The organism is Stenotrophomonas sp. AC248, from assembly GCF_979258185.1.
Genome location: NZ_OZ409840.1, coordinates 1093492 through 1115053 on the forward strand (window position 1 = coordinate 1093492; position 21562 = coordinate 1115053).

At 68.2% G+C, this 21562-nt stretch carries 16 protein-coding genes; 7 read left to right on the top strand and 9 right to left on the bottom strand.

Annotated features, from left to right (window positions below):
* The first annotated feature begins 68 nt into the window (after positions 1-68).
* A complete protein-coding gene (locus tag ACZ0AE_RS05085) occupies positions 69-611 on the top strand; it encodes a type 1 glutamine amidotransferase domain-containing protein (protein ID WP_463600523.1) in 543 nt (180 codons plus the stop codon).
* A gap of 69 nt (positions 612-680) precedes the next feature.
* Here ACZ0AE_RS05085 and ACZ0AE_RS05090 read toward each other — a convergent pair whose 3' ends face one another.
* From ACZ0AE_RS05090 to ACZ0AE_RS05105, 4 genes are all read right to left on the bottom strand, one after another.
* Positions 681-1277 (bottom strand): DUF1439 domain-containing protein, encoded by a 597-nt coding sequence (locus ACZ0AE_RS05090; protein ID WP_038689892.1) that lies wholly within the window; start codon positions 1275-1277, stop codon positions 681-683.
* A gap of 99 nt (positions 1278-1376) precedes the next feature.
* Positions 1377-1715, bottom strand: a complete 339-nt coding sequence (locus tag ACZ0AE_RS05095) for a hypothetical protein (RefSeq protein WP_463600524.1) — start codon at positions 1713-1715, stop codon at positions 1377-1379.
* Positions 1716-1977: 262 nt separating this feature from the next.
* On the bottom strand, positions 1978-2286 hold the full coding sequence (locus tag ACZ0AE_RS05100) for a DUF3861 family protein (RefSeq protein WP_038689888.1): 309 nt from the start codon (positions 2284-2286) through the stop codon (positions 1978-1980).
* Between the two features lie 493 nt (positions 2287-2779).
* The gene (locus ACZ0AE_RS05105; protein WP_038689886.1) at positions 2780-3178 is read right to left on the bottom strand and encodes an HU family DNA-binding protein; all 399 of its coding nucleotides are present in this window, start codon (positions 3176-3178) and stop codon (positions 2780-2782) included.
* 376 nt (positions 3179-3554) lie between these two features.
* On the opposite strand from ACZ0AE_RS05105, the gene ACZ0AE_RS05110 reads away from it, so the two are divergent.
* The gene (locus ACZ0AE_RS05110) at positions 3555-3986 is read left to right on the top strand and encodes an OsmC family protein (protein ID WP_038689884.1); all 432 of its coding nucleotides are present in this window, start codon (positions 3555-3557) and stop codon (positions 3984-3986) included.
* 83 nt (positions 3987-4069) lie between these two features.
* On the opposite strand, the gene ACZ0AE_RS05115 is transcribed toward ACZ0AE_RS05110, so the two are convergent.
* Positions 4070-4945 carry a PhzF family phenazine biosynthesis protein gene (locus ACZ0AE_RS05115; protein WP_463600525.1) on the bottom strand — a complete coding sequence of 292 codons (876 nt, stop codon included), beginning with the start codon at positions 4943-4945 and terminating at the stop codon, positions 4070-4072.
* A gap of 132 nt (positions 4946-5077) precedes the next feature.
* On the opposite strand from ACZ0AE_RS05115, the gene ACZ0AE_RS05120 reads away from it, so the two are divergent.
* The 3 genes from ACZ0AE_RS05120 (at position 5078) to murD (ending at position 10539) form a co-directional block, all read left to right on the top strand.
* Complete coding sequence (locus ACZ0AE_RS05120; protein WP_463600526.1) at positions 5078-7726, top strand: bifunctional aspartate kinase/diaminopimelate decarboxylase; 2649 nt, start codon at positions 5078-5080, stop codon at positions 7724-7726.
* A gap of 70 nt (positions 7727-7796) precedes the next feature.
* Positions 7797-9149: a UDP-N-acetyl-alpha-D-muramoyl-L-alanyl-L-glutamate epimerase gene (gene murL, locus ACZ0AE_RS05125; RefSeq protein WP_447592382.1), complete on the top strand. Its 1353-nt coding sequence runs from the start codon at positions 7797-7799 to the stop codon at positions 9147-9149.
* On the top strand, positions 9130-10539 hold the full coding sequence (murD, locus tag ACZ0AE_RS05130) for a UDP-N-acetylmuramoyl-L-alanine--D-glutamate ligase (RefSeq protein ID WP_463600527.1): 1410 nt from the start codon (positions 9130-9132) through the stop codon (positions 10537-10539). The genes murL and murD overlap by 20 nt, the downstream gene beginning before the upstream one ends.
* A 204-nt stretch (positions 10540-10743) precedes the next feature.
* Here the strand turns inward: murD and ACZ0AE_RS05135 are convergent, their stop codons facing one another.
* On the bottom strand, positions 10744-11343 hold the full coding sequence (locus ACZ0AE_RS05135) for an SMI1/KNR4 family protein (RefSeq protein ID WP_463600528.1): 600 nt from the start codon (positions 11341-11343) through the stop codon (positions 10744-10746).
* Between the two features lie 212 nt (positions 11344-11555).
* On the opposite strand from ACZ0AE_RS05135, the gene ACZ0AE_RS05140 reads away from it, so the two are divergent.
* On the top strand, positions 11556-12356 hold the full coding sequence (locus tag ACZ0AE_RS05140; protein WP_463600529.1) for a dienelactone hydrolase family protein: 801 nt from the start codon (positions 11556-11558) through the stop codon (positions 12354-12356).
* A gap of 458 nt (positions 12357-12814) precedes the next feature.
* On the opposite strand, the gene ACZ0AE_RS05145 is transcribed toward ACZ0AE_RS05140, so the two are convergent.
* Positions 12815-13813 carry a polyprenyl synthetase family protein gene (locus ACZ0AE_RS05145; RefSeq protein ID WP_463600530.1) on the bottom strand — a complete coding sequence of 333 codons (999 nt, stop codon included), beginning with the start codon at positions 13811-13813 and terminating at the stop codon, positions 12815-12817.
* A gap of 304 nt (positions 13814-14117) precedes the next feature.
* Here ACZ0AE_RS05145 and ACZ0AE_RS05150 point away from each other — a divergent pair, with 304 nt between their 5' ends.
* Entirely contained in the window at positions 14118-15731 is a 1614-nt protein-coding gene (locus tag ACZ0AE_RS05150) for an alpha-glucosidase (RefSeq protein WP_038689869.1), read from the top strand.
* A 488-nt stretch (positions 15732-16219) separates the two neighbouring features.
* Here the strand turns inward: ACZ0AE_RS05150 and ACZ0AE_RS05155 are convergent, their stop codons facing one another.
* A complete protein-coding gene (locus ACZ0AE_RS05155; RefSeq protein ID WP_463600531.1) occupies positions 16220-18979 on the bottom strand; it encodes a TonB-dependent receptor in 2760 nt (919 codons plus the stop codon).
* A gap of 313 nt (positions 18980-19292) precedes the next feature.
* A complete protein-coding gene (locus ACZ0AE_RS05160) occupies positions 19293-21362 on the bottom strand; it encodes a glycoside hydrolase family 97 protein (protein ID WP_463600532.1) in 2070 nt (689 codons plus the stop codon).
* Positions 21363-21562 lie beyond the last annotated feature (200 nt).

Below are 21562 nucleotides of genomic sequence, written 5' to 3' on the forward strand. Positions count from 1 at the left end.
CATGCCGGTCACCGTTGCCCAATACGCGGCGCGGCAGACTGAAGGCTCCTTTCTACCGGAGCCTTTTCATGGCACACGCACTCAACGGCAAGCAGGTGGCGATCCTGGCCACCGACGGTTTTGAACAGTCCGAGTTGCAGGAACCCAAGCGCCTGCTGGAAGGCTGGGGCGCCACGGTCACGGTCATCGCGCCGGGCGATGCCAGCCAGATCCGCGGCTGGAGGGGCAAGGACTGGGGCGAATCGGTGGCGGTGGATCAGGCGCTGACGGCGGCGAAACCGGACGCGTACCACGCGCTGGTGCTGCCGGGTGGGGTGATCAACCCCGACAAACTGCGCATCGACACGCAGGCCGTGGACTTCATCAAGGCATTTGGCGCGTCGGGCAAGCCGGTCGCGGCGATCTGCCATGGCCCGTGGCTGCTGGTGGAATCGGGGTTGGCCAAAGGCCACGCGGTTACCTCGTGGCCGTCGCTGAAAACCGACCTGACCAACGCGGGCGCGCAGTGGCGCGATGCCGAGGTGGTGGTGGACGGCAACCTGATCACCAGCCGCAAGCCCGATGACATTCCCCCGTTCGCCGACGCGGTGGCCAAGGCATTGGCCGGTTGATCGGAGCGGGGACCGACGGGGCGCGTACCGACGTGATGCGTACCGACCAACGGTCGGTACGCCCTTGCATCACTTGCCCAACATACCCGCCGGGACCAGCTTGCCCAGGTCCTGGTTGAAGGTCACCACCAGCTTGCCGTTCTCCACCTGCGCCGACTGCACCTGCAGCGCGCCGAGCACGCTGGCCACGGTGGGGTCGATCTTGTAGATCGGCTCGCGGCGCGCATAGTCGGTCAGCCAGGCATTGAGCAGGCTGCGCGTGCGCGAATCCAGGCGCCCGCCGTTGTTGGCCGGGGTGAAGTCATCCACGGTCGGCTGGTCCAGGTGGAAGCCCTGGGTCTGGGCGTCGTAGCGCAGGCCACTGCTCAGTTTCACCTTGCCCAGCGCGGCCGGCGCACTGCCGGCCGTGGCCATGGCCACATCAAACCCCAGGTCCAGGCGGTTGCCCTGCGGCAGCGCCAGCTGCGGGTGGCTCATGGTCATGGCGATCAGGCCGCCGAGCGCATCCTGGGTGCGCGGGAAGCTGCCGTCCAGGTACTGCTGCACGTCGCTGGCGCCTACCGACAACTGGCGACCGGACACACTCGGCGCCGCCTGCGCACCAACCGCGGCGGCGATCAGCACGGTGCATGCGGCGAGGCGGGACAACAACGGGCGTGCGTTCATGGGGGCGGGCCGTGGCGAAGGAGGAGACGCCAACGATAGCGCTTCCGGCTGAATCCAGCTTGGACGCCGCCTCGACGTGGCGCTGTCGTTGCCGGGCGGTCAGTCCAGTACCGGTTGCAGCGACGCGCCGTGGATTTCCCAGCCGCTGCCGTCGGCCCGCGGCTGCAGGCGGTACCAGCCCTGGAACCGCAACGTGCGCTCGCCGGTGACCACGCGGATCCGCACCGGTACTTCGCGCAGGCGCGAGGGCTGTGCGTCGTCGCGGGCGATGGGCAGGTCGCTATCCATGCGCAGTGAGCGCACGTCGGCCTGGTCGGGGTGATCGGCGAGGCGGCGCAGCGCCGCGTCATCGGCGTGCGAGGCCGGCTGCCCGCCGCTCCAGAACGCGTCGGCGGTGGCACGGTCGCCCCGCATCAACGCATTGAAGTAGTCGCGCACCACGGTGCTCTCATCATCGGCGCCCGCGGCGACGGCACTCAGCGCCGCCAGCGGAGCCGCCGCCAGCGCGGTGGCGGTAGCCGGGGCGTGATCGGTGGCGGCGACGGGTGCATCGGCGGTCGGTGGCGCCGGGGGGGAGTGCTGTCATCCCCGTGGCGCTGGCAGGAACACCCACCCAGCAGGAGCAGCGGCAACAGGATCACGGCACGACGCATTGGACTCTCCCCGGGCAAGGGCAGAGTGTAGCGGCCTGTTGCGGTGATCAGGGTGCCTGCTGGATCGCCTCGAGCGCCTGCAGCACGTCGCCCAGCTGCGGCTGAAGCGCCGTCAGAGGGTGGCTCGGGTCCTGTGCGTGGCGGCGCGCCAAGTCGTGCAGCAGCTGGGTGGCGACGATGGCGGCGGCACGCTCGTCACCGCTCAGGCCGGTCTGGCGTCGCGCGATTTCCAGCAGGCGCATCCAGTCCTGCTGCGCGCGGTGTTCCAGTTCGATCGTGCAGCGTCCGCTGCACTGCAACCCGTCCTTCTCGATCGGGGTGACGGTAATGCGGTAGCGCTGGGAGGGGCTGGTCATGGCGGCAGGTGTTGGGGGGACGAACCCACCATAGGCGTGCCCGTGGCCGGCGGCGACGGGCGCCGCCGCACGCAGTGTTCCACCGTGTGCGTTCCACGCCGGTGCACGCGGCCGGAGATGGCCGTGGGCGCAGCGTTTGCGCGGCATGCGGGACGGTTTGCCCCAATTGGCAACGCTGTGTTTCGCTGCGTGCGAGGGGGGGCAAAGACCGCTTGTTTGTCTCCTCGCCGGGGAAGACAGACGGTTGGCGCTGTTGCCTGCATCGGGACAGAGCCGGGATAGGTGAGCCCCAAAGAGATTTGTTTGCGAATGCAGTGAACGCTCTGCGTTTCCGTGTCCCGCCCATCCCTCCGCATCTGCCCACACACGGTACCGTCCGCACTAGCCGCGCTGGTTCTGGCGCCATTCCAGCTGAGTGTTCCCAAACGAAAGACGCCAAAAAAGAACGGGACGGCCAAGGCCGTCCCGTTCGGTGCTGCAGGAAACGCGCTGTTTAGAGCGCAGCGTCCTTGAGCTTCTTGAGCGGACGCACCTTCAGCTTGGTGGAAGCCGGCTTGGCGGCAAACCACTGCTCTTCCTTGGTGAACGGATTGATCCCCTTGCGCTTCGGCTTGGCCGCAACGCTGACGGTGGTGATCTTCAGCAGGCCCGGCAGGGTGAAGCTGCCCGCGCCCTTCTTGTGCACCGAAGCGGCGACGGCGCCTTCCAGCGAGGCGAGCACGGCGCGCACGTCCTTGGCGACAACGCCGGACGTTTCAACGATGTGTGCAACCAGACCAGACTTGCTCAGTACGTCCTTGATCGGCTTGGGAGCGGCCGGCTTGGCGGCTGCCTTGGTAGCGACTTTCTTTACTGCCTTCTTCGGGGCAGCCTTCTTAGCGGTCTTTGCCATGGTTTCCTGTTCCGTGAACGGTTGGTTGTTTGGTCGCGCCGAACCCGGTCGGCAAGCGAAATGTAGGCCAACCAGGCGGCGCCGCCAATAGGCAATCGCATAAAAGTTCGCGATTTCCTGCCTGCCGGTTACTGCAGTGCATCAGCACATGCCCGAAAAACAGGGCCGACGGTCGGTCCTGTGGCGTCGGTCAGGATCGCCTGGCGGCCTGCCGCTACCGCCCAAACCCCTTGAAAACAGCGGTTTTCCTGTTGCCGTGTGGTGCGGCGACGGGGCCTGGGTCAGCGCCCGGCGTGGGCGCGGCCGCCGGACCGACGCCGTGCTAACGCCGCCTCGTCCATGCTGGACCTGCCATTCATCCGCAGGAGACACACCGATGGGTATTTCGCGTCATGCCACCGCGCACTGGGAAGGTGACCTCAAGACAGGCAAGGGACAATTGAGCACGCCGCAGAGCGGCCTGCTGGACAAGACCCGGTATGCCTTCAGCAGCCGCTTTGGCGATGAGAAGGGCACCAACCCCGAAGAACTGATCGCCGCCGCGCACGCCGGCTGCTTCACCATGGCGCTGTCGGCCAAGCTCACCGAGGCCGGGTTCGTGCCGACCTCGCTGGATACCGAAGCCAAGGTGGATCTTTCCATGGAAGGCGGCCCGCAGCTGTCGCAGATCACCTTGAAGGTGAAGGCCGTGGTGCCCAACATCGACGCCACCCAGTTCCGGGCGATCGCCGATGACGCCAAGCAGAACTGCCCGGTGTCCAAGGCGCTGAGCGCAGTGCCGATCAGCATGGAAGCCGAGCTGGCGTAACGCCCGACGGCTGCTTCAGGGGTGCCGGCCAATGGCCGGCACCCGCAGGGCCGCGGTACCCGTAGGGCAGGCCGCGGCTGGTTCTACCAGTCCAGGGTGCCGCGGATCACGGTCTGCACCTGGCCGCCCGACCACACATCCCCGTCGGCATCGATATACAGGCTGAGCCGCGCGTCGTGGCCCACTTCGCGACCCTGGCTCACCACGTAGCGGCGCCCTTCGCCGGGCAGCGCATTGCGGGTGTCCAACCACGCGGCGAGCACCGCGTTGGCGGCCCCGGAGGCGGCGTCCTCGAAGCGGCGACCATTGCCGACGAACGCCCGCACCGCCAGGTCCCACGACTCGCCGGTGCTGCGCGCATAGGCGAACACACCCATGCTGTCGGTGCTTTCGGCCAGTGCGGCAATTGCGTCCCAGTCGGGCCGCAGCGCACGCAGGGTGGCCTCATCGCGCAGTTCCACCACCCACCAACTGCGTCCACCGGCCATGCGCGCCGGCGGCAATGCGCCCAGCGCCCAGCCGGCCAGTGCGGCCTGCAGGCGCGGGTCGCCCGGCTGCGCCACCTCGGCCACGCTGGCGCGCGGGGTGCGGATGGCGATGGTGCGGGCCGCGCCCGTGCCCTCCACCTGCAAGGGCAGCGTGCCGGCAATGCCGTCCTGGAGCAGCACGCCGTCCACCGGCGCGGCCACCGCTTCCTCCAGCACCGCGTGCGCGGTGCCCACGCTGGGGTGGCCAGCGAAGGGGACTTCCTTCTGCGGGCTGAACATGCGCAGGCGGTAGCTGCTGCCGGGCGCCTCCGGTGCGAACACGAAGGTGGTCTCCGGCAGCCGGGTCCAGCGCGCGATGGCCTGCATCGCCGCCTCGTCCAGCCCTTCGGCGTCCAGCACCACCGCCAGGGGGTTGCCGGCGCCGGGGTAAGGGGAAAACACGTCCAACTGCAGGAAACGGCGGGAAGTCATGGCGTCAGGGTCTGCGAAACGGTCGGGCAGCTTACCAATCCGGGACGGCCCCGGGCCCGGTTTCGGGGCGCCCAAGGTGGCCGCGCAGGCCCTGCCGGGGCCGGGCTTGGCATAGAATCGGGAGTTCGGCCGGTGTGCCGGGCGAATCCCCCCTCACTACGAAACCCTCTTTACTTCCATGTCAGCTTCCCCCTTGTCGATCGTTGGATCGTACTGAAGTTCGGCGGCACCTCCGTGTCGCGTCGTCACCGCTGGGACACGATCGGGAAGCTGGCGAAAAAACGTGCGGAGGAGACCGGCGCGCGCGTGCTGGTGGTGGTGTCGGCGCTGTCCGGGGTCACCAACGAACTGACCGCCATTGCCGACGGCGCCGCCGACAGCCGTGCCCGCGTGGACGCGCTGGTGGCCCGCCACCGCGAGTTCCTGGGCGAGCTGGGGCTGGACGCCACCGCGCTGGATGAACGCCTGGCCGGGTTGTCCGGACTGCTCGATGACCCGCGCGCGGCCAGCCGCCCGCTGGACTGGCAGGCCGATGTGCTGGGCCAGGGCGAGCTGCTGTCCTCCACCGTGGGCGCGGCGTACCTGCATGCCAGCGGCCTGGACTTCGGCTGGATGGACGCGCGGCAGTGGCTGGATGCGCTGCCGCCGCAGCCCAACCAGAGCGACTGGTCGCAGCGGTTGTCGGTGAACTGCCAGTGGCGTGCCGATGCCGACTGGGCCGCGCGTTTCCGCGCCCAGCCCACGCGCATGCTGATCACCCAGGGCTTCATCTCGCGCCACGCCGATGGCGGCACCGCCATCCTCGGCCGCGGCGGCTCGGACACCTCGGCGGCGTACTTCGGTGCGCTGCTGGGCGCCAGCCGCGTGGAAATCTGGACCGACGTGCCGGGCATGTTCAGCGCCAATCCGCGCGACGTGCCCGATGCGCGCCTGCTGACCCGGCTGGACTATTACGAAGCACAGGAAATCGCCACCACCGGCGCCAAGGTGCTGCACCCGCGCTCGATCAAGCCGTGCCGTGACGCCGGCGTACCGATGGCCATCCTGGACACCGAGCGCCCGGAACTGCCGGGCACCAGCATCGACGGCAATGCCGCGCTGGTGCCGGGGGTGAAGGCGATCAGCCGCCGCAACGGCATCGTGCTGGTGTCCATGGAAGGCATCGGCATGTGGCAGCAGGTGGGCTTCCTCGCCGACGTGTTCGGGCTGTTCAAGAAGCACGGGCTGTCGGTGGACCTGATCGGTTCGGCCGAAACAAACGTCACCGTGTCGCTTGACCCGTCCGAGAACCTGGTCAACACCGACGTGCTGGCCGCGCTGTCGGCCGATCTGTCGCAGATCTGCAAGGTGAAGATCATCGTGCCGTGCGCGGCGATCACCCTGGTCGGGCGCGGCATGCGGTCGCTGCTGCACAAGCTGTCGGACGTGTGGGCCACGTTCGGGCGCGAGCGCGTGCACATGATTTCGCAGTCGTCCAACGACCTCAACCTGACCTTCGTCATCGATGAAGCCGACGCCGACGGCCTGCTGCCGATCCTGCACGCCGAGCTGATCGACAGCGGCGCGATGCCGGTGGAAGAAGGCGAAGTGTTCGGCCCGCGCTGGCGCGAGATCGCCGGCACCGTGCGCCCGCGCGAAACCGCCTGGTGGCGGGGCCAGCGCGCGCACCTGCTGACGCTCGCCCAGGCCGGTACGCCGCGCTACGTGTACAACCTGCCCACGGTGCGCGCCCGTGCGCGCGCGCTGACCGCGATCAAGGCCATCGACCAGCGTTACTACGCGATCAAGGCCAACTCGCACCCGGCCATCCTGGAAGTGCTGGAGCAGGAGGGCTTCGGCCTGGAGTGCGTGTCGCACGGCGAGCTCAAGCACGTGTTCAACACGCTGCCCACGCTGTCGCCCAAGCGCGTGCTGTTCACCCCCAGCTTCGCCCCGCGCAGCGAGTACGACGCGGCGTTCGCGCTGGGCGTCACCGTGACCGTGGACAACGTGGAGGCGCTGCAGCGTTGGCCGGACCTGTTCCGCAACCGCGAACTGTGGCTGCGCGTGGACCTGGGCCGTGGCGAAGGCCACCACGCCAAGGTCCGCACCGGCGGCAAGGACTCCAAGTTCGGCCTGCCGATCGCCCGCGTGGACGAGTTCGTGCGCCTGGCCACCGAGCTGGGCACCCGCGTGGTGGGCCTGCATGCGCACCTGGGCAGTGGCGTGGAAACCGCGCAGCACTGGCGCCTGATGTGCGATGAGCTGGCCGGTTTCGCGCGGCGCATCGGCAGCGTGGAAACCATCGACATTGGCGGTGGCCTGCCCATTCCCTACAGCGCCGACGACGAACCATTCGACCTGGACGCCTGGGCCGTCGGCCTGGCCGAGGTCAAGGCGGTGCACCCGGCGTTCCGGCTGGCGATCGAACCGGGCCGCTACCTGGTGGCCGAATCGGGCGTGCTGCTGGCCACGGCCACCCAGGTGATCGAAAAGGACGGCGTGCGCCGCGTGGGCCTGGATGCGGGCATGAACACGCTGATGCGCCCGGCCCTGTATGACGCCTGGCACGACATCGAGAACCTGAGCCGGCTCGGCGGCTACGCCGAGGCTGCGTTCGACGTGGTCGGCCCGATCTGCGAGTCCAGCGATGTGTTCGGCAAGCGCCGCAAGCTGCCGGTCTCGACCGCGCCGGACGATGTGATGCTGATCGCCGATGCCGGTGCCTACGGTTACGTCATGGCCAACACCTACAACCAGCGCGAGCTGCCGCGCGAGGACGTCATCGATGACGGTCCTTGACCGCCGCCTGCCGCCCACCCTTGAAGACGCGCCGTGCACACGCACGGCCGCCCTCTGAACCGGATACACCATGACTGCTTTCGATAAACACCAGGTTGCCGTTTTCCGCTTCGTCCGCTGCGAGTTCGCCGCGGATACCGGCGTGGCGCAGCTGGTCTATGCCTTCGACGACGGCCCCGAGCTGACCGAGACGGTCACCATTCCCGGCGCACCGTTCGCGCTGGACGGCGCGCGTGCCGAGGCGGTGCAGCGCGCCCTGCGCCTGCTGCACCTGATTGCCGGCGTGAGCTACTACAAGGCCGGCGTGCCCGAACAGGTCCGCATCGACAGCTACAGCATCGACGCGGCCACCGCGGCGCTGGTGGAGGAGATCTACCTCAACGGCCTGGGCGAGTTCGCCTACCGCAACGGCCTGAACCTGCGCGGTCGCTTCCGCCTGCCGGTGGACGGCGAGGCGTTCAGCGCCCCGGCGGTGGGCCTGCGCGAACACGCGCTGGTGGCCATTGGCGGCGGCAAGGATTCGCTGGTCAGCATCGAGGCCCTGCGCGGGCTGGGCATTGCCGAAACGGTCACCTGGATCGGCGGTTCGCAGCTGATCCGCGCCTGCGCCGAGCGTACCGGCCTGCCCACCTTGAACATCGGTCGCGCGCTGGCCCCGGAACTGTTCGACCTGAACCGCCAGGGCGCGTGGAACGGGCACATCCCGGTGACCGCGGTGAACTCGGCGATCATGGTGCTGGCGGCGCTGCTGCAGGGCGTGGACCAGGTGGTGTTCTCCAACGAGCGCTCGGCCAGCTATGGCAGCCAGATTCCCGGCACCGGCGAGGTGAACCACCAGTGGTCCAAGGGCTGGGCGTTCGAGCAGGCGTTCGGGGAATACCTTGAGCAGCACGTGGCCGCCGACCTGCACTATTACTCGCTGCTGCGCCCGCTGTCGGAGCTGGCGGTGGCGCGGCAGTTCGCCAAGAGCGACTTCTACGACGCGCACTTCTCCAGCTGCAACCGCAACTTCCACATCCTGGGCGAGCGCCCGGTGAACCGCTGGTGCGGGGTCTGCCCGAAGTGCCACTTCGTGTTCCTGGCGCTGGCCCCGTTCATGCCCAAGACCCGCCTGGTGGCGATCTTCGGCCGCAACCTGCTGGACGATGCGGAACAGGCCGGCGGCTTCGATGCGCTGCTGGAATTCCAGGACCACAAACCGTTCGAATGCGTGGGCGAAGGCCGCGAATCGCGCGCGGCCATGGCCACCCTGGCGGCACGCCCGGAGTGGGCCGAAGATGCGCTGGTGAAGCGCTTCGTCAGTGAGATCCAGCCGCAGCTGGACAGCGCCGAGCTGGGCATCGCGCCCTTGCTGGTGCTGGAAGGCGAGCACCGCATTCCGGCGCGGATCTGGGAGCGCCTGCGTGCGAATTTCGCAGCTTGAGGGCAAGCGCGTTGCGTTGTGGGGCTGGGGACGGGAAGGGCGCGCTGCCTTCGGCGTGCTGCGTCAGCGGCTGCCATCGCTGACGCTGACCCTGTTCTGCCCCGACGCCGAGGCCGCTGCCGCACGCGCGGAAACCGCCGGTGCGTTGACCGTGCGTTCGGACGTGACCGGCGAGGCCTTGGCCGCGTTCGAGGTGGTGATCAAATCGCCGGGCATCAGCCCGTATGGCGAGGCGGCACTGCACGCGACGGCGGCGGGCACACAGTTCATCGGCGGCACCTCGCTGTGGTTTGCCGAACACGCCGCGGCTGATGGCACCGTGCATGACACTGTGTGCGTGACCGGCACCAAGGGCAAAAGCACCACCACCTCGCTGCTGGCGCACCTGCTGCGCGCGTCCGGCGCACGCACCGCGCTGGTGGGCAATATCGGCCTGCCGCTGCTGGAAGTGCTGGACCCGCAGCCGGCGCCGCAGTACTGGGCGGTGGAGTTGTCCAGCTACCAGACCGGCGAGGTCGCGCGCAGTGGCGCGCACCCGCAGGTGGCGATCGTGCTGAACCTGTTCCCCGAACACCTGGACTGGCACGGCAGCGAAGCGCGCTACATCGCCGACAAGCTGCGCCTGGTCACCGAGGCGCAGCCGCGCATCGCCGTGCTCAATGCCGCCGACCCGCACCTGGCCGCGTTGTCGCTGCCGCACAGCCAGGTGGTGTGGTTCAACCAGCCGCAGGGCTGGCACATGCGGGGCGAGGTGGTGTATCGCGGCGAACACGCGGTGTTCGATACCGCCAACACGCCACTGCCCGGGCGGCACAACCGCGGCAACCTGTGCGCGGTGCTGGCCGCGCTGGAGGCGCTGGGGCTGGATGCCGCGGCATTGGCACCGGCCGTGCAGGACTTCCGCCCGCTGCCCAACCGCCTGCAGACCCTGGGCACGCGCGATGGCCTGACCTTCGTCAACGATTCGATCAGCACCACCCCGCACGCCAGCCTGGCGGCGCTGGACTGTTTCGCCGGGCAGCGCATCGCGCTGCTGGTGGGCGGCCATGACCGCGGGCTGGACTGGCACGACTTCGTGCAGCACATGGCCCACGACGTGCCGCCGGTGGAGATCATCACCCTGGGCGCCAACGGCCCGCGCATCCATGCGCTGCTGCAACCGCTGGCCGACGCCGGCCGCTTCGGGCTGCATGCCGCCGCCGACCTGCCTGAAGCACTGCAGTTGGCCCGCACCGCACTGGGCGATCAGGGCGGGGTGGTCCTGATGTCGCCGGGCGCGCCCAGCTACGGCGTCTACCGCGACTACGTCGCCCGCGGCCGCCATTTCGCCGAACTGGCCGGGTTCGACCCGGACGCCATCACCGCCATCGCCGGCATCGGCATCGCGTAGCGCCGACCGTTGGTCGGCTTCCGAACCGGACGGTGGATCGGCCTTCGTCACCGTTGGTAGAGCCGACCGTTGGTCGGCTGCCGCACCGGACGATGGGTCGGCTCTCATCGCCATTCGTAGAGCCGACCGTTGGTCGGCTGCGTCCCCCAAGGCAAACGACCCCGCGCCCCACGCGTGCACCCGATCCCACCGGGCTTCAACCCATCACCCGTCCTGCTCAGCCATGAACAGGTACTCGCCCTCGATCAACTGCTCCAGGTACGCATCGAAACCCGGCGCGATCACCGCATAGCTGTCCGGATCATGCAGGTAGCGCACCACTTGGCCCACGGTGCCGCCAGGCGCGGGATCGAAATCCAGGTACAGCACCGAGGTGCCCCCGTTGTTGCAGCAGTGCGAAAAGCACAGGCGCTGGCCCATCGGCAGGTCGGCATCGATGCCGGCGCCGAGGATGTCGGGGTCTTCCTCCAGCCATTCCTCGTAGATCGAGCGGATGCTCTCGCCCCAGCTGTCCCACTGGGCGGTGTCTTCGAAGATCTGTTCGACCGACCGCAGGTAGTACGGATAGTGGCCGACGTCCGAGCCAAGCATCAGCACGCAGACTTCGCCGGCGGGGTAGGCACGGTAATGCGTGCCATCGATCCGGCCCAGCAGTTCCACCAGGCTGTCGGGCACCTGCGGCCAACGGGCACGCAGGCGCTGCAGGTCGGCTGCGCTGGCACCTTCGGTCCAGGCCCACATGGCGACGTCGTCGTCGGGCAGGCGGGGCACCAGGCCGGTGAGGAAGCGGTCGACAAGCGTCATGGAACAGCGTCCGTGCAGAAGCGGCCGACAAGGGTGACAGATTTTCGTAGAGCGGGGCTCTGCCCCGCTGCTTTGGATTCCGCGTGGTACGGAAGGGCAGCGGGGCAGAGCCCCGCTCTACGGGATGTGCACAGCGGGGCAGAGCCCCGCTCTACACGGGGTGTTCGCCTGGCCGTCCTACACTCGGGGTTCTTATCCGGAGGAGCAGGCGCATGGTCAGGCAATGGCGGTGGGGGGCGGCGGTGCTGTTGGGGATGGTGGCGCTGCCGGCGATGGCGGCAATGAAGACCCAGCCGGTGGAGTGGCAGCTGGACGGCACCACCTTCAGTGGCGTGCTGGTCTACGACGACGGTGACAGCGAAAAGCGCCCCGGGCTGGTGATGGTGCCGAACTGGAAGGGGGTCAACGACTCGGCGATCGCCAAGGCCAAGCAGTTGGCCGGCGACGACTACGTGGTGCTGGTGGCCGATGTGTACGGCAAGGGCGTGCGCCCGAAGACCGACGCCGAGGCGGGGCCGGTGGCGACCAAGCTGCGCAACGAGCGCCCCGTGCTGCGGGCGCGCGCGCTGAAGGCCATCGACGTGCTCAAGGCCCAGGCCGGCAAGGCGCCGCTGGATGCATCGCGGATCGGCGCGGTCGGCTTCTGCTTCGGCGGCACCACCGTGCTGGAAATGGCCCGGGCTGGCGCACCGCTGGCCGGCGTGGTCAGCCTGCACGGCGGGCTGGGCTCACCGTTGCCGGCCAAGGCCGGTGGCCCCCATCCGTCGGTGCTGGTGCTCAATGGCGCTGACGACAAGGGCGTGAGCAAGGACGACATCGCCAGCTTCGAGCAGGAAATGAACGCGGCCAAGGTCGACTGGGAGTTCACCAACTACAGCGGCGCGGTGCATTGCTTCGCCGAAGCCGACGCCAACAGCCCGCCGGGCTGCCTGTACAACGAACGCGCCGCCAAACGCGCCTGGAAGGCGCTCGACGAATTCTTCGACGAGCGTTTCGAGACGCGCCGCCGGTAGAGCCGACCGTTGGTCGGCAAAGGCAAGCGGTAGAGCCGACCGTTGGTCGGCTGCACCGCGCAGCGCGCGGTGCATGTATCGGGTATCGCGGCGCTGGGAGGGAGGGCAGCCGACCAACGGTCGGCTCTACCTGGGAGGGACCAGATTGCCTCGGGTGCCGATACGAACAACCCGGTAGAGCCGACCGTTGGTCGGCTGCACCGCGCGGAGCGTGGTGCATGTGTCAGGTATCGCGGCGTTGGGAGGGAGAGCAGCCGACCAACGGTCGGCTCTACCTGGGTGGGCCCAGATTGCCTCGGGTGCCGATACGAACAATCCGGTAGAGCCGACCGTTGGTCGGCTGCACCGCGCATGGCGCGGTGCATGTATCGGGTATCGCGGCGTTGGGAGGAAGGCAGCCGACCAACGGTCGGCTCTACCGGTGAGGGCCGGTGCCGGCGGTCAGCCAGCACACCCCGTCAATGCGAACGCTGCACCGCGTAACGGGCCAGCCCGCGCAGGGCGGCAACGGCGTCGTTGTCGGCCAGGCCGTCAAGCGCGCGTTCGGCGGCATCGGCGTATTCCACGGCGCGGGCGCGGCTGTATTCCAGGCCGCCAGTGGCGTGGATGGCGGCCAGCACTTCCGGCATGGCGTCGGCGTCGCCGGTCTGCACGATCGCGCGCAGGCGCTCGCGGGTGGTCGCGTCGGTATGCGCCATGGCGTGGATCAGCGGCAGCGTCGCCTTGCCCTCGGCCAGGTCGTCGCCGAGGTTCTTGCCCAGCTCGTCGGCGTTGGCCGAGTAGTCCAGCACGTCATCGGCAATCTGGAAGGCATACCCCAGCGCCATGCCGTAGTCGTACAGCGCCTGCTGGGTGGCCTCATCGACCCCGCTGGCCAGCGCGCCCAGGCGGGTGCCGGCCGCGAACAGCACGGCGGTCTTGCGCTCGATCACCCGCAGGTAGGCCGCTTCGTCGGTATCGGGGTTATGCACGTGCAGCAGCTGCAGCACCTCGCCTTCGGCGATGCGGTTGGTGGTGTCGGCCAGGATCCGCATGACCGGCATGCGGTCCAGTTCGACCATCAGCTGGAAGCTGCGCGAGTACAGGAAGTCGCCCACCAGCACGCTCGGCGCGTTGCCCCACAGGGCATTGGCGGTACTGCGGCCGCGGCGCAGGTTGGATTCGTCCACCACGTCGTCGTGCAGCAGGGTCGAGGTGTGGATGAACTCGATGATCGCCGCCAGCTGGTGGTGTTCCGGGCCGGCCTGGCCCACCGCGTGGCCGGCCAGCATGACCAGCATCGGCCGCAGGCGCTTGCCGCCGGCGGAGATGATGTGGTCGGCGATCTGGTTGATCAGCACGACATCCGAGGACAGTCGGCGGCGAATCAGCGCATCGACGGCGGCCATGTCGGTCGCGGCGAGCGTCTGGATCTGGGGCAGGCCCAGCGCGGGGCGGGTGTCTTCGGTGATGGTCATGCGGTCTGACTTTCAGGCTTGACCTTAATTATAGGCGGTGCCGTCGTGTTTCGCCCGCGAAGGCCGGCCGCGGCCCGCTGCCCGGCGCGCGGGCGGTCATCCGGCCCGCCGGAGGGGCCGGCGGCACCTGACCATGACCCCGGCGCCCGGTGGTCCCACAGGTCGGCCCGGAGGGCGCCATCGGCGCGTATGACGTGAATACGTATGCATGCAGCGCCATCGCTGAAGGTGCAGGGCTAAGCTTGTCGGGTTCGTTTTGGCACCCCGTTCGGCGGGTGCATGGAAGCCCGGAGGGGGGCCCTCGATGTCGCAGACTCCATGGTGGCGCGGTGCCGTCATCTACCAGATCTACCCGCGCAGTTTCCTCGACGCCAACGGCGACGGGGTCGGTGACCTGCCCGGCATCATCGACCGGCTGGAGTACGTGGCCGCGCTGGGCGTGGACGCCATCTGGGTGTCGCCGTTCTTCACCTCGCCGATGGCCGATTTCGGCTACGACATCGCCGACCATCGCGACGTGGACCCGCTGTTTGGCACGCTGGCCGATTTCGACCGGCTGCTGGCCAAGGCGCATGCGCTGGGCCTGAAGGTGATGATCGACCAGGTGTTCAGCCACACTTCGATCGACCACGCCTGGTTCCGCGAGAGCCGCCAGGACCGCACCAATCCGAAGGCGGACTGGTACGTGTGGGCCGACCCGCGCGAGGACGGCACGCCGCCCAACAACTGGATGTCAATCTTCGGCGGGGTGGCCTGGCAATGGGAACCGCGCCGGGAACAGTACTTCCTGCACAACTTCCTGGCCGACCAGCCGGACCTGGATTTCCATAACCCGGCGGTGCAGCAGGCCACGCTGGACTACGTGCGCTTCTGGCTGGACCGGGGCGTGGACGGGTTCCGCCTGGACTCGATCAACTTCTGCTTCCACGACGCGCAGCTGCGTGACAACCCGGCCAAGCCGCTGGAAAAGCGCGTGGGCCGTGGCTTCAGCGCGGACAATCCGTACGCCTACCAGTACCACTACTACAACAACACCCAGCCGGAGAACATCGGCTTCATCGAGCGCCTGCGCGGGCTGCTGGACGAGTACCCGGGCACCGTGAGCCTGGGCGAGATCTCCGCCGAGGACTCGCTGGCCACCACCGCCGAGTACACCGCGCCGGGCCGCCTGCACATGGGCTACAGCTTCGAGCTGCTGGTGAAGGATTTCAGCGCCGGCTACATCCGCGACACCGTGTCGCGGCTGGAAGCGACGATGACCGAAGGCTGGCCGTGCTGGGCGATCTCCAACCACGACGTGGAGCGTGCGGTGACCCGCTGGGGCGGCCATCCGGCCCAGCCGCGGCTGGCGCGGATGCTGGTGGCGCTGCTGTGTTCGCTGCGTGGCTCGATCTGCCTGTACCAGGGCGAGGAGCTGGGCCTGGGCGAGGCGGACGTGCCGTTCGAGGCGCTGCAGGATCCCTACGGCATCACCTTCTGGCCGAACTTCAAGGGCCGCGACGGCTGCCGCACGCCGATGCCGTGGATCGATGCGCCGTTGGCAGGGTTCACCAGCGGTGAGCCGTGGCTGCCGATTCCGGCCGAGCACCGCGCCGCAGCGGTGGCGGTGCAGGAACACGACCCGCACTCGGTGTTGAACGCGTTCCGCCAGTTCCTGGCATGGCGCAGGACGATGCCGACGCTGCTGGTGGGCGACATCGTCTTCCTGCAAACGGCCGAGCCGGTGCTGATGTTCGAGCGCCGCCATGCGGGGGAGACGCTGCTGCTGGCCTTCAATCTGGCGGCCGACACCGCGCACGTGGCGCTGCCCGCCGGCAGCTGGCAGCCGATGCACGTACCGGGCCCGGACGTGGGCCAGGCCGACAACGGCACGCTGGTACTGCCGGCGCAGTCGATGTACTGCGCGCGCCTGGGCTGATTCGATTTCCGGTGGTATTGAGAGGGCGGGGCTTGATGGCCTCGCCCTTTTTTTTGTCTTCTCCCCGGTCCAGGGGCAATGTGGATCTGGTGGTGTCTTCGCTCGGGCGTGCCGCGATCCGAAGGGCTCCGTAGCCGCCGGCAGGCCCCTGGCGCAAATGTCCCCCGGCCGCGTGGCGGCCTCCTCCTTTATTTTGCCCAGGGGCCTACCGGCGGCCACGGAGCTCGGCGTGCGGTGCGCAGCAGGAAGCGCGGCTTTTCTGGCTCTGGTCGGTGGGTCGGGCGTTGGGCCCCGATGCCCTTGGAGGCGAAATAAAGGGGGAGGGGGCGGCCGCAGGCCGACGCCGGAGGCCGACGCCGGAGGACATTCGCCGGAAAGGGTATCGGGGCCCAGCGCCCGACCCGCCGACCGCCGCCGCCGTTCATGGCACAACAAAAAACCCCGCTGCCGAAGCAGCGGGGTTTTTTGTTGGTGCAGCTACCGTTGGATCAGAACTTGTAGTTCACGCCCAGCATGTAGGTGCGGCCCCACTCGATGTATTCCAGCGGGCGGTCCTTGGTGCCGGCATAGGTGCGGTACGGCTCGTTGGTCAGGTTGCTTCCCTGCAGCAGCAGCGTCAGCCCGTGCAGGCTGCTGTCGTCGGCGAAGGTGTAGCTGATCTGCGCGTCGGTCACGTTCTCGCCCACCACGTAGCGCAGCGTGCGGTTGCCGTTGAAGTTGCCGATCTCGCCAATGAAGTCCGACCGACGACGCTGGCTTACGCGGGCCTCGAACCCACTCCGCTCGTAGTACGCAGTGAAGTTGTACACGCGCTTGGACAGCCCCGGCAGACTGATCGGATCGCTGCCCACGCTGGACGCGCTTTCCGGGTCCAGGATCTCGATGTTGCTGTCATTGAACGTCGCACTGGCCTGCACGCCGAACCCGCGCAGGCTGTCGGTGAACATGTCCAGCGGGAACGACGCCGTCAGCTCCAGGCCCTTCAGCTTGCCACCCTTGCCGTTTTCCGGCGAAGAGAAGGTGCCGGTGGTCAGCAGCGGGGCGGTCATGCCTGGCGGAATCACGTAGCTGGCCAGCAGGTCGCTGAAATCGTAGTCATCGCGCGACTGCGTGTAGACATACGACTTCAGGTCCTTGTAGAAGATCGCCGCCGCGACATAGGCCTTCTCGCCGAAGTACTTTTCATACGACAGATCCAACGCATTGGCGCGCCACGGATCCAGCAGCGGATTGCCGCCGCTGCCGCCCGGCTTGCCGGTGGCCGTATCCACGCCGAACTCCAGGCCGGCGCGCATCTGGTCCACGCGCGGACGTGCCACCTGCTTGGCCGCGGCGAAGCGCAGCGTCTGCTGGTGCGGGAACATGAACACCAGGTTCAAGCTTGGCAGCCAGTCGGTGTAGGTCTTGCCCGCATCGATCGGCAGCACTTCCTGCCCGGCCGGGCGCGACCGGTCGAAATAGTTGGACTGCGAACTCTGGTCGGTGCGCACCATCTGCACGCCTATGTTGCCGCGCACGCCCACCGCGCCGATGTCGGTATTGATGTTGGCGCGCACCCACGCCGTGCTGGTCTTCTCCTGCACCGTCCACGCCTTGGGAATCAGGTAGTCCAGGTTGGTGACCGGGTTGAACACCATGTAGCGGTCCACCGCGCCCGGCACGTTCCAGGCCGGAATGCTGCCCAGCCCGGCAAAGCCCAGGTTGACCGGACGGTACTGCAGGTCGCCGGCGATGTTGGCATCGCCCTGGTCGCCAAGCAGGATGTTGCCTTCGGCCTGGGTCTTGTCCTTGCGGCGGTCGGCGTAGTTGACGCCCACGTCCACGTCGGCAAACCACTTCATCGCCTCGGGCAGCGCGAAGGTGGCCTGCAGGCGCGCGGCCTTCAGGCGGTCTTCCACCTGCGGCACCTTGCCGTAGCCGGAGCCGTAGATGGTGTTGGTCAGGAACAGCGCATCGGGGTTGGAATAGTCCAGGCCCGGGCGGATCTGCGAGAACCCGTTCGGGTTCACCACCACGCCCACCGTATCCAGCTGCGGCATCGGCGTGAGCTGCAGGTTGTTTTCCAGGTTCAGTTCGTCGCGGGTGGCCTTGGAGTAGTTGACGTCCGCCACCACCTTGACCGATTCGAAGTTGAACTCGTTGTTCCAGCCAAACGCATCGATCTTGTCCTTGCGCTTGTTGTACATGCCGCGCACCAGCGGATACACGCCGCTGGCCACGCCACCGGTGAAGGTGCCATCGGCATTGACCTGCGGGTTGCTGATCAGCAGGCCCGGGGTGTAGTTGCCGTTGTAGTTGCTGAGATTGAGCTCGAACTGGTTGGCGGTGTCGATCTGCTCGGCTTCGGTGTGGAACGCATCCAGGGTGCTGGTCCACACGTTGGACGGGCGGAACTGCACGGTGGCCATCACGCCGTCGCGCTTGGTGTTGCCGGTGCGGCGCAGGGCCTTGATGCCGTCGGAGAACACCGTGCCCGGGGCCAGCCCGGGGCGGTTGCCGTTGTCGGTGTTTTCAGTGGTCCACGGCTCGTACAGGCCCACCTGGTTTTCCTGGATCGGCATGTCGCTGTGCGCGTAGCCGATCGCAACACCCCAGGTGTTGTCCATGAACTGGTCGATGTAGCTGGCGCTGAAGCGGTTGCCGTAGGGGTCCACATTGGCCGCCTTGCCCAGCGAGCTCTTCTGGTAGCGGCCGCTGACGGCGATGACGCGCTCGGCGAAGCTGAGCGGGCGCGCGGTCTGCATGTCGATGGTGCCCGACAGGCCCTGGCCGACCAGCGCCGCATCGGGCGTCTTGTAGACCACCACGCCGTTGACCAGTTCCGAGGGGTACTGGTCGAATTCGACGCTGCGGTTGTCGCCGGTGCTGACCACTTCACGCCCGTTGAGCAGGGTGGTGGCGAAGTCCGGCGACAGGCCGCGCACGCTGATCACCTGGGCACGGCCGGCCACGCGCTGGGCAGCCAGGCCGGGCAGGCGCGAGATGGATTCGCCGATGCTCACATCGGGCAGCTTGCCGATGTCTTCGGCCGAGATCGCCTCGACCACCGAGGTGGCGTCCTGCTTGATCGCAATGGCGTTCTCGATACCGCGGCGGATACCGGTGACCTGCACGGTATCCAGGTTGGTGGCCGCGGTCCCGCTCGACGGGGTGGCGGTAGTGGGTTCGGCGGTCTGCGCCGACGCCATCAACGGCGTCAGGGCGACGGCCAGCGCGATACTCAGCGCGCTGCGCTTGCGGTTCAACATTTTCCCCTCCCAGGCAATGTTGCCAATCGATTTTTTGGTTGCCCGGAGAACCGGGAGCGTCACGGCACGGTGGCCGTTGACTGCGTGGCTATGGTAGGCAGCGGGTCGGCTGCGGGAACCACCCTGCATACGTATTCAATGGCATTTGCAGCGTTGGAATCGGTTACAGGTGCGTCATCACAGCCGCACCGACACACACGCGCCCGGTAGGTGCCGACCGTTGGTCGGCACGCCGTATCCACGCACGGATGGGCCGGCGCCGCGTGCGTCGCCCGACCATCGGTCGGGCGCTACCCGGGGCTGGCGTAGCCACCTACAACGGGGTGAAACGGATCGCCTGGCCGCCGCCGGGGGCCAGCGTCAGCACCAGTGCGTCGGCGCTGGTGACCTCGCGGGTTTCGCGCACGAAGGCGAACGGGTTGCTGCGGAAGTCCGCGCCGTCGCCGTCCCGGTAGATCTCGGCGCGGTAGCGCACGCCCGGGTCCAGGAAGCCCAGCGGTACCGGCAGCACGCGGCCGTGTTCGTCGGTGATGCTGCCCAGGAACCAGTCGCGGCTGTTGCGGTCCTTGCGCACGAGGGTCACGTAGTCGCCCACCTCGCCATTGAGCACGCGGCTGTCCTCCCAATCCACCGCCACGTCCTCGATGAAGCGGAACGCTTGGCGGTGCTGCAGGTAGTGTTCGGGCAGGTCGGCGGCCATCTGGATCGGGCTGTAGATCGCCACGTACAACGCCAGCTGCCGCGCCAGCGTGCTGGGAATGGCCTGCCCGCCGCGGCCCTTCAGGCTCAGGATGCCGGGCGTGTAATCCATCGGCCCGGACAGCATGCGCGTGAACACCAGGTTGACCTCGTGCTCGGGCGGGTTCGGCGGCTGGCCCCAGGCGTTGTATTCCATGCCGCGCGCGCCTTCGCGCGAGATCCAGTTCGGGTAGGTGCGGCGCAGCCCGGTGTCCTTGATCGGCTCGTGCGGGTTCACCGCGATGTGGCGTTTGGCCGCTTCCTGCACCACCTTCAGATGGTGGCGGGCCATGAACTGGCCGTCGTGCCACTCGCGCCACAGCGGACCGCCGGCCGGGTTGCGCCGGTCCACCTGGCCGTCGTCGCACACATAGCCACTCTTGAACGCATCCACGCCCAGCCGCGCGTACAGGTCCAGCGCGGCGCCCAGCTGGTCTTCGTAGTGCTCGATGGCGCAGCCGGTTTCATGGTGGCCGATGAGGTGCACGCCCTTCTTCGCGCCGTAGGCCGACAGCGCCTCGATATCGAAGTCGGCGGTGGGCCGGGTGAAATCGAAGTCGTAGCCGTTACCTACCCAGTTGCCGTCCCAGCCCGGGTTCCAGCCTTCCACCAGCACACCGCGGAAGCCATGTGCGGCGGCGAAGTCGATCACTTTCTTCGTCTTGGCGGTGGTGGCCGCATGCCTGGGCCCGGTGGCCCAGCTTTCGTGGTCCAGGTGCATCGACCACCACACGCCCAGGTACTTGGACGGCTTCACCCAGCTCACATCGCCCAGCGCGTTGGGTTCGTTGAGGTTGAGGATCAGGTCCGATTCCACCAGTCCACCGGCGCGGTCGCTGATCTGCAGGGTGCGCCACGGGGTATCGAAGGGCACGCTGCGGCGTACCTTCCAGCCTTCGGCCGACGGCGACAGTTGCGCGCGCAGGCGCTGGCCGTCGGTGCGGCGCAGCCACATGCCTGCGTAGTCGACCAGGGCGGCTTCATGGATGGCGATGTGCAGGCCGTCTTTGCTGCGCAGGGTGATCGGGGTATGCACCAACGGCACCTGGTCCAGCGGCGTGCGCTGGTACAGGTACTCGTAGTGGATCGGCTCGCCGGCCGGGATCCACCAGGCGGTGGCGGCCGGGGCAATCGCAAATTCGGTCAGTTCGTCGTCGATGATCGCCTCGCGCAGGCCCGGCTGCTCGGGGAAGCGGTAGCGGAAGCCCACGCCGTCATCGAAGGCGCGGAACACCACCTCGAAGCGGCGCTTTGCCCCACTGCGCTCGCCCAGCTGCACCACCACTTCGTTGTAGTGGTTGCGCACCCGGCGGCGCTCGCCCCAGGGTTGTTCCCAGGTCTCGTCGAACGCACGCGTGTGCTGGCCGAGCACCTCCAGATCGCGGTCGAGCCGGCCATCGCGCAGCTGGAAGCCCAACCGCGACGGCGCCACCACCGTGTCACCCAAGCGTTCCACCTGGTAGCTGGGCGTGCCGCCATCCAGCTGCACCGACACCCGCAGCACCTTGCCCGGCGACGCCACGCTGGCCACCGTGACCGGTTCGGCGGCAGCGCCGAAGGCCAGCAGAAGCACGGCGGCAGCCAGCCAGGGCAAGCCGCTGATAGTGCGTGATCCACGCGGTGAATGCGGCTGTTTCGTCGGCATTTTCCCCTCCCAAGGCGGCCGTTGTCTGGCTCGGACTATAGCCACGCCGTCCCGCTCGTCCCGCCGCTGCGCCATGAATACGTATGCAAGGCGGCGCGCACCGGAGCCTGCCGTCTACCATGGGGCCAGGCACCCTGGGAGGGGGCCGCGAGCGCAACGCCACACCGGTGCACAGACCGGGAGGTACCGACCTTGGCCGG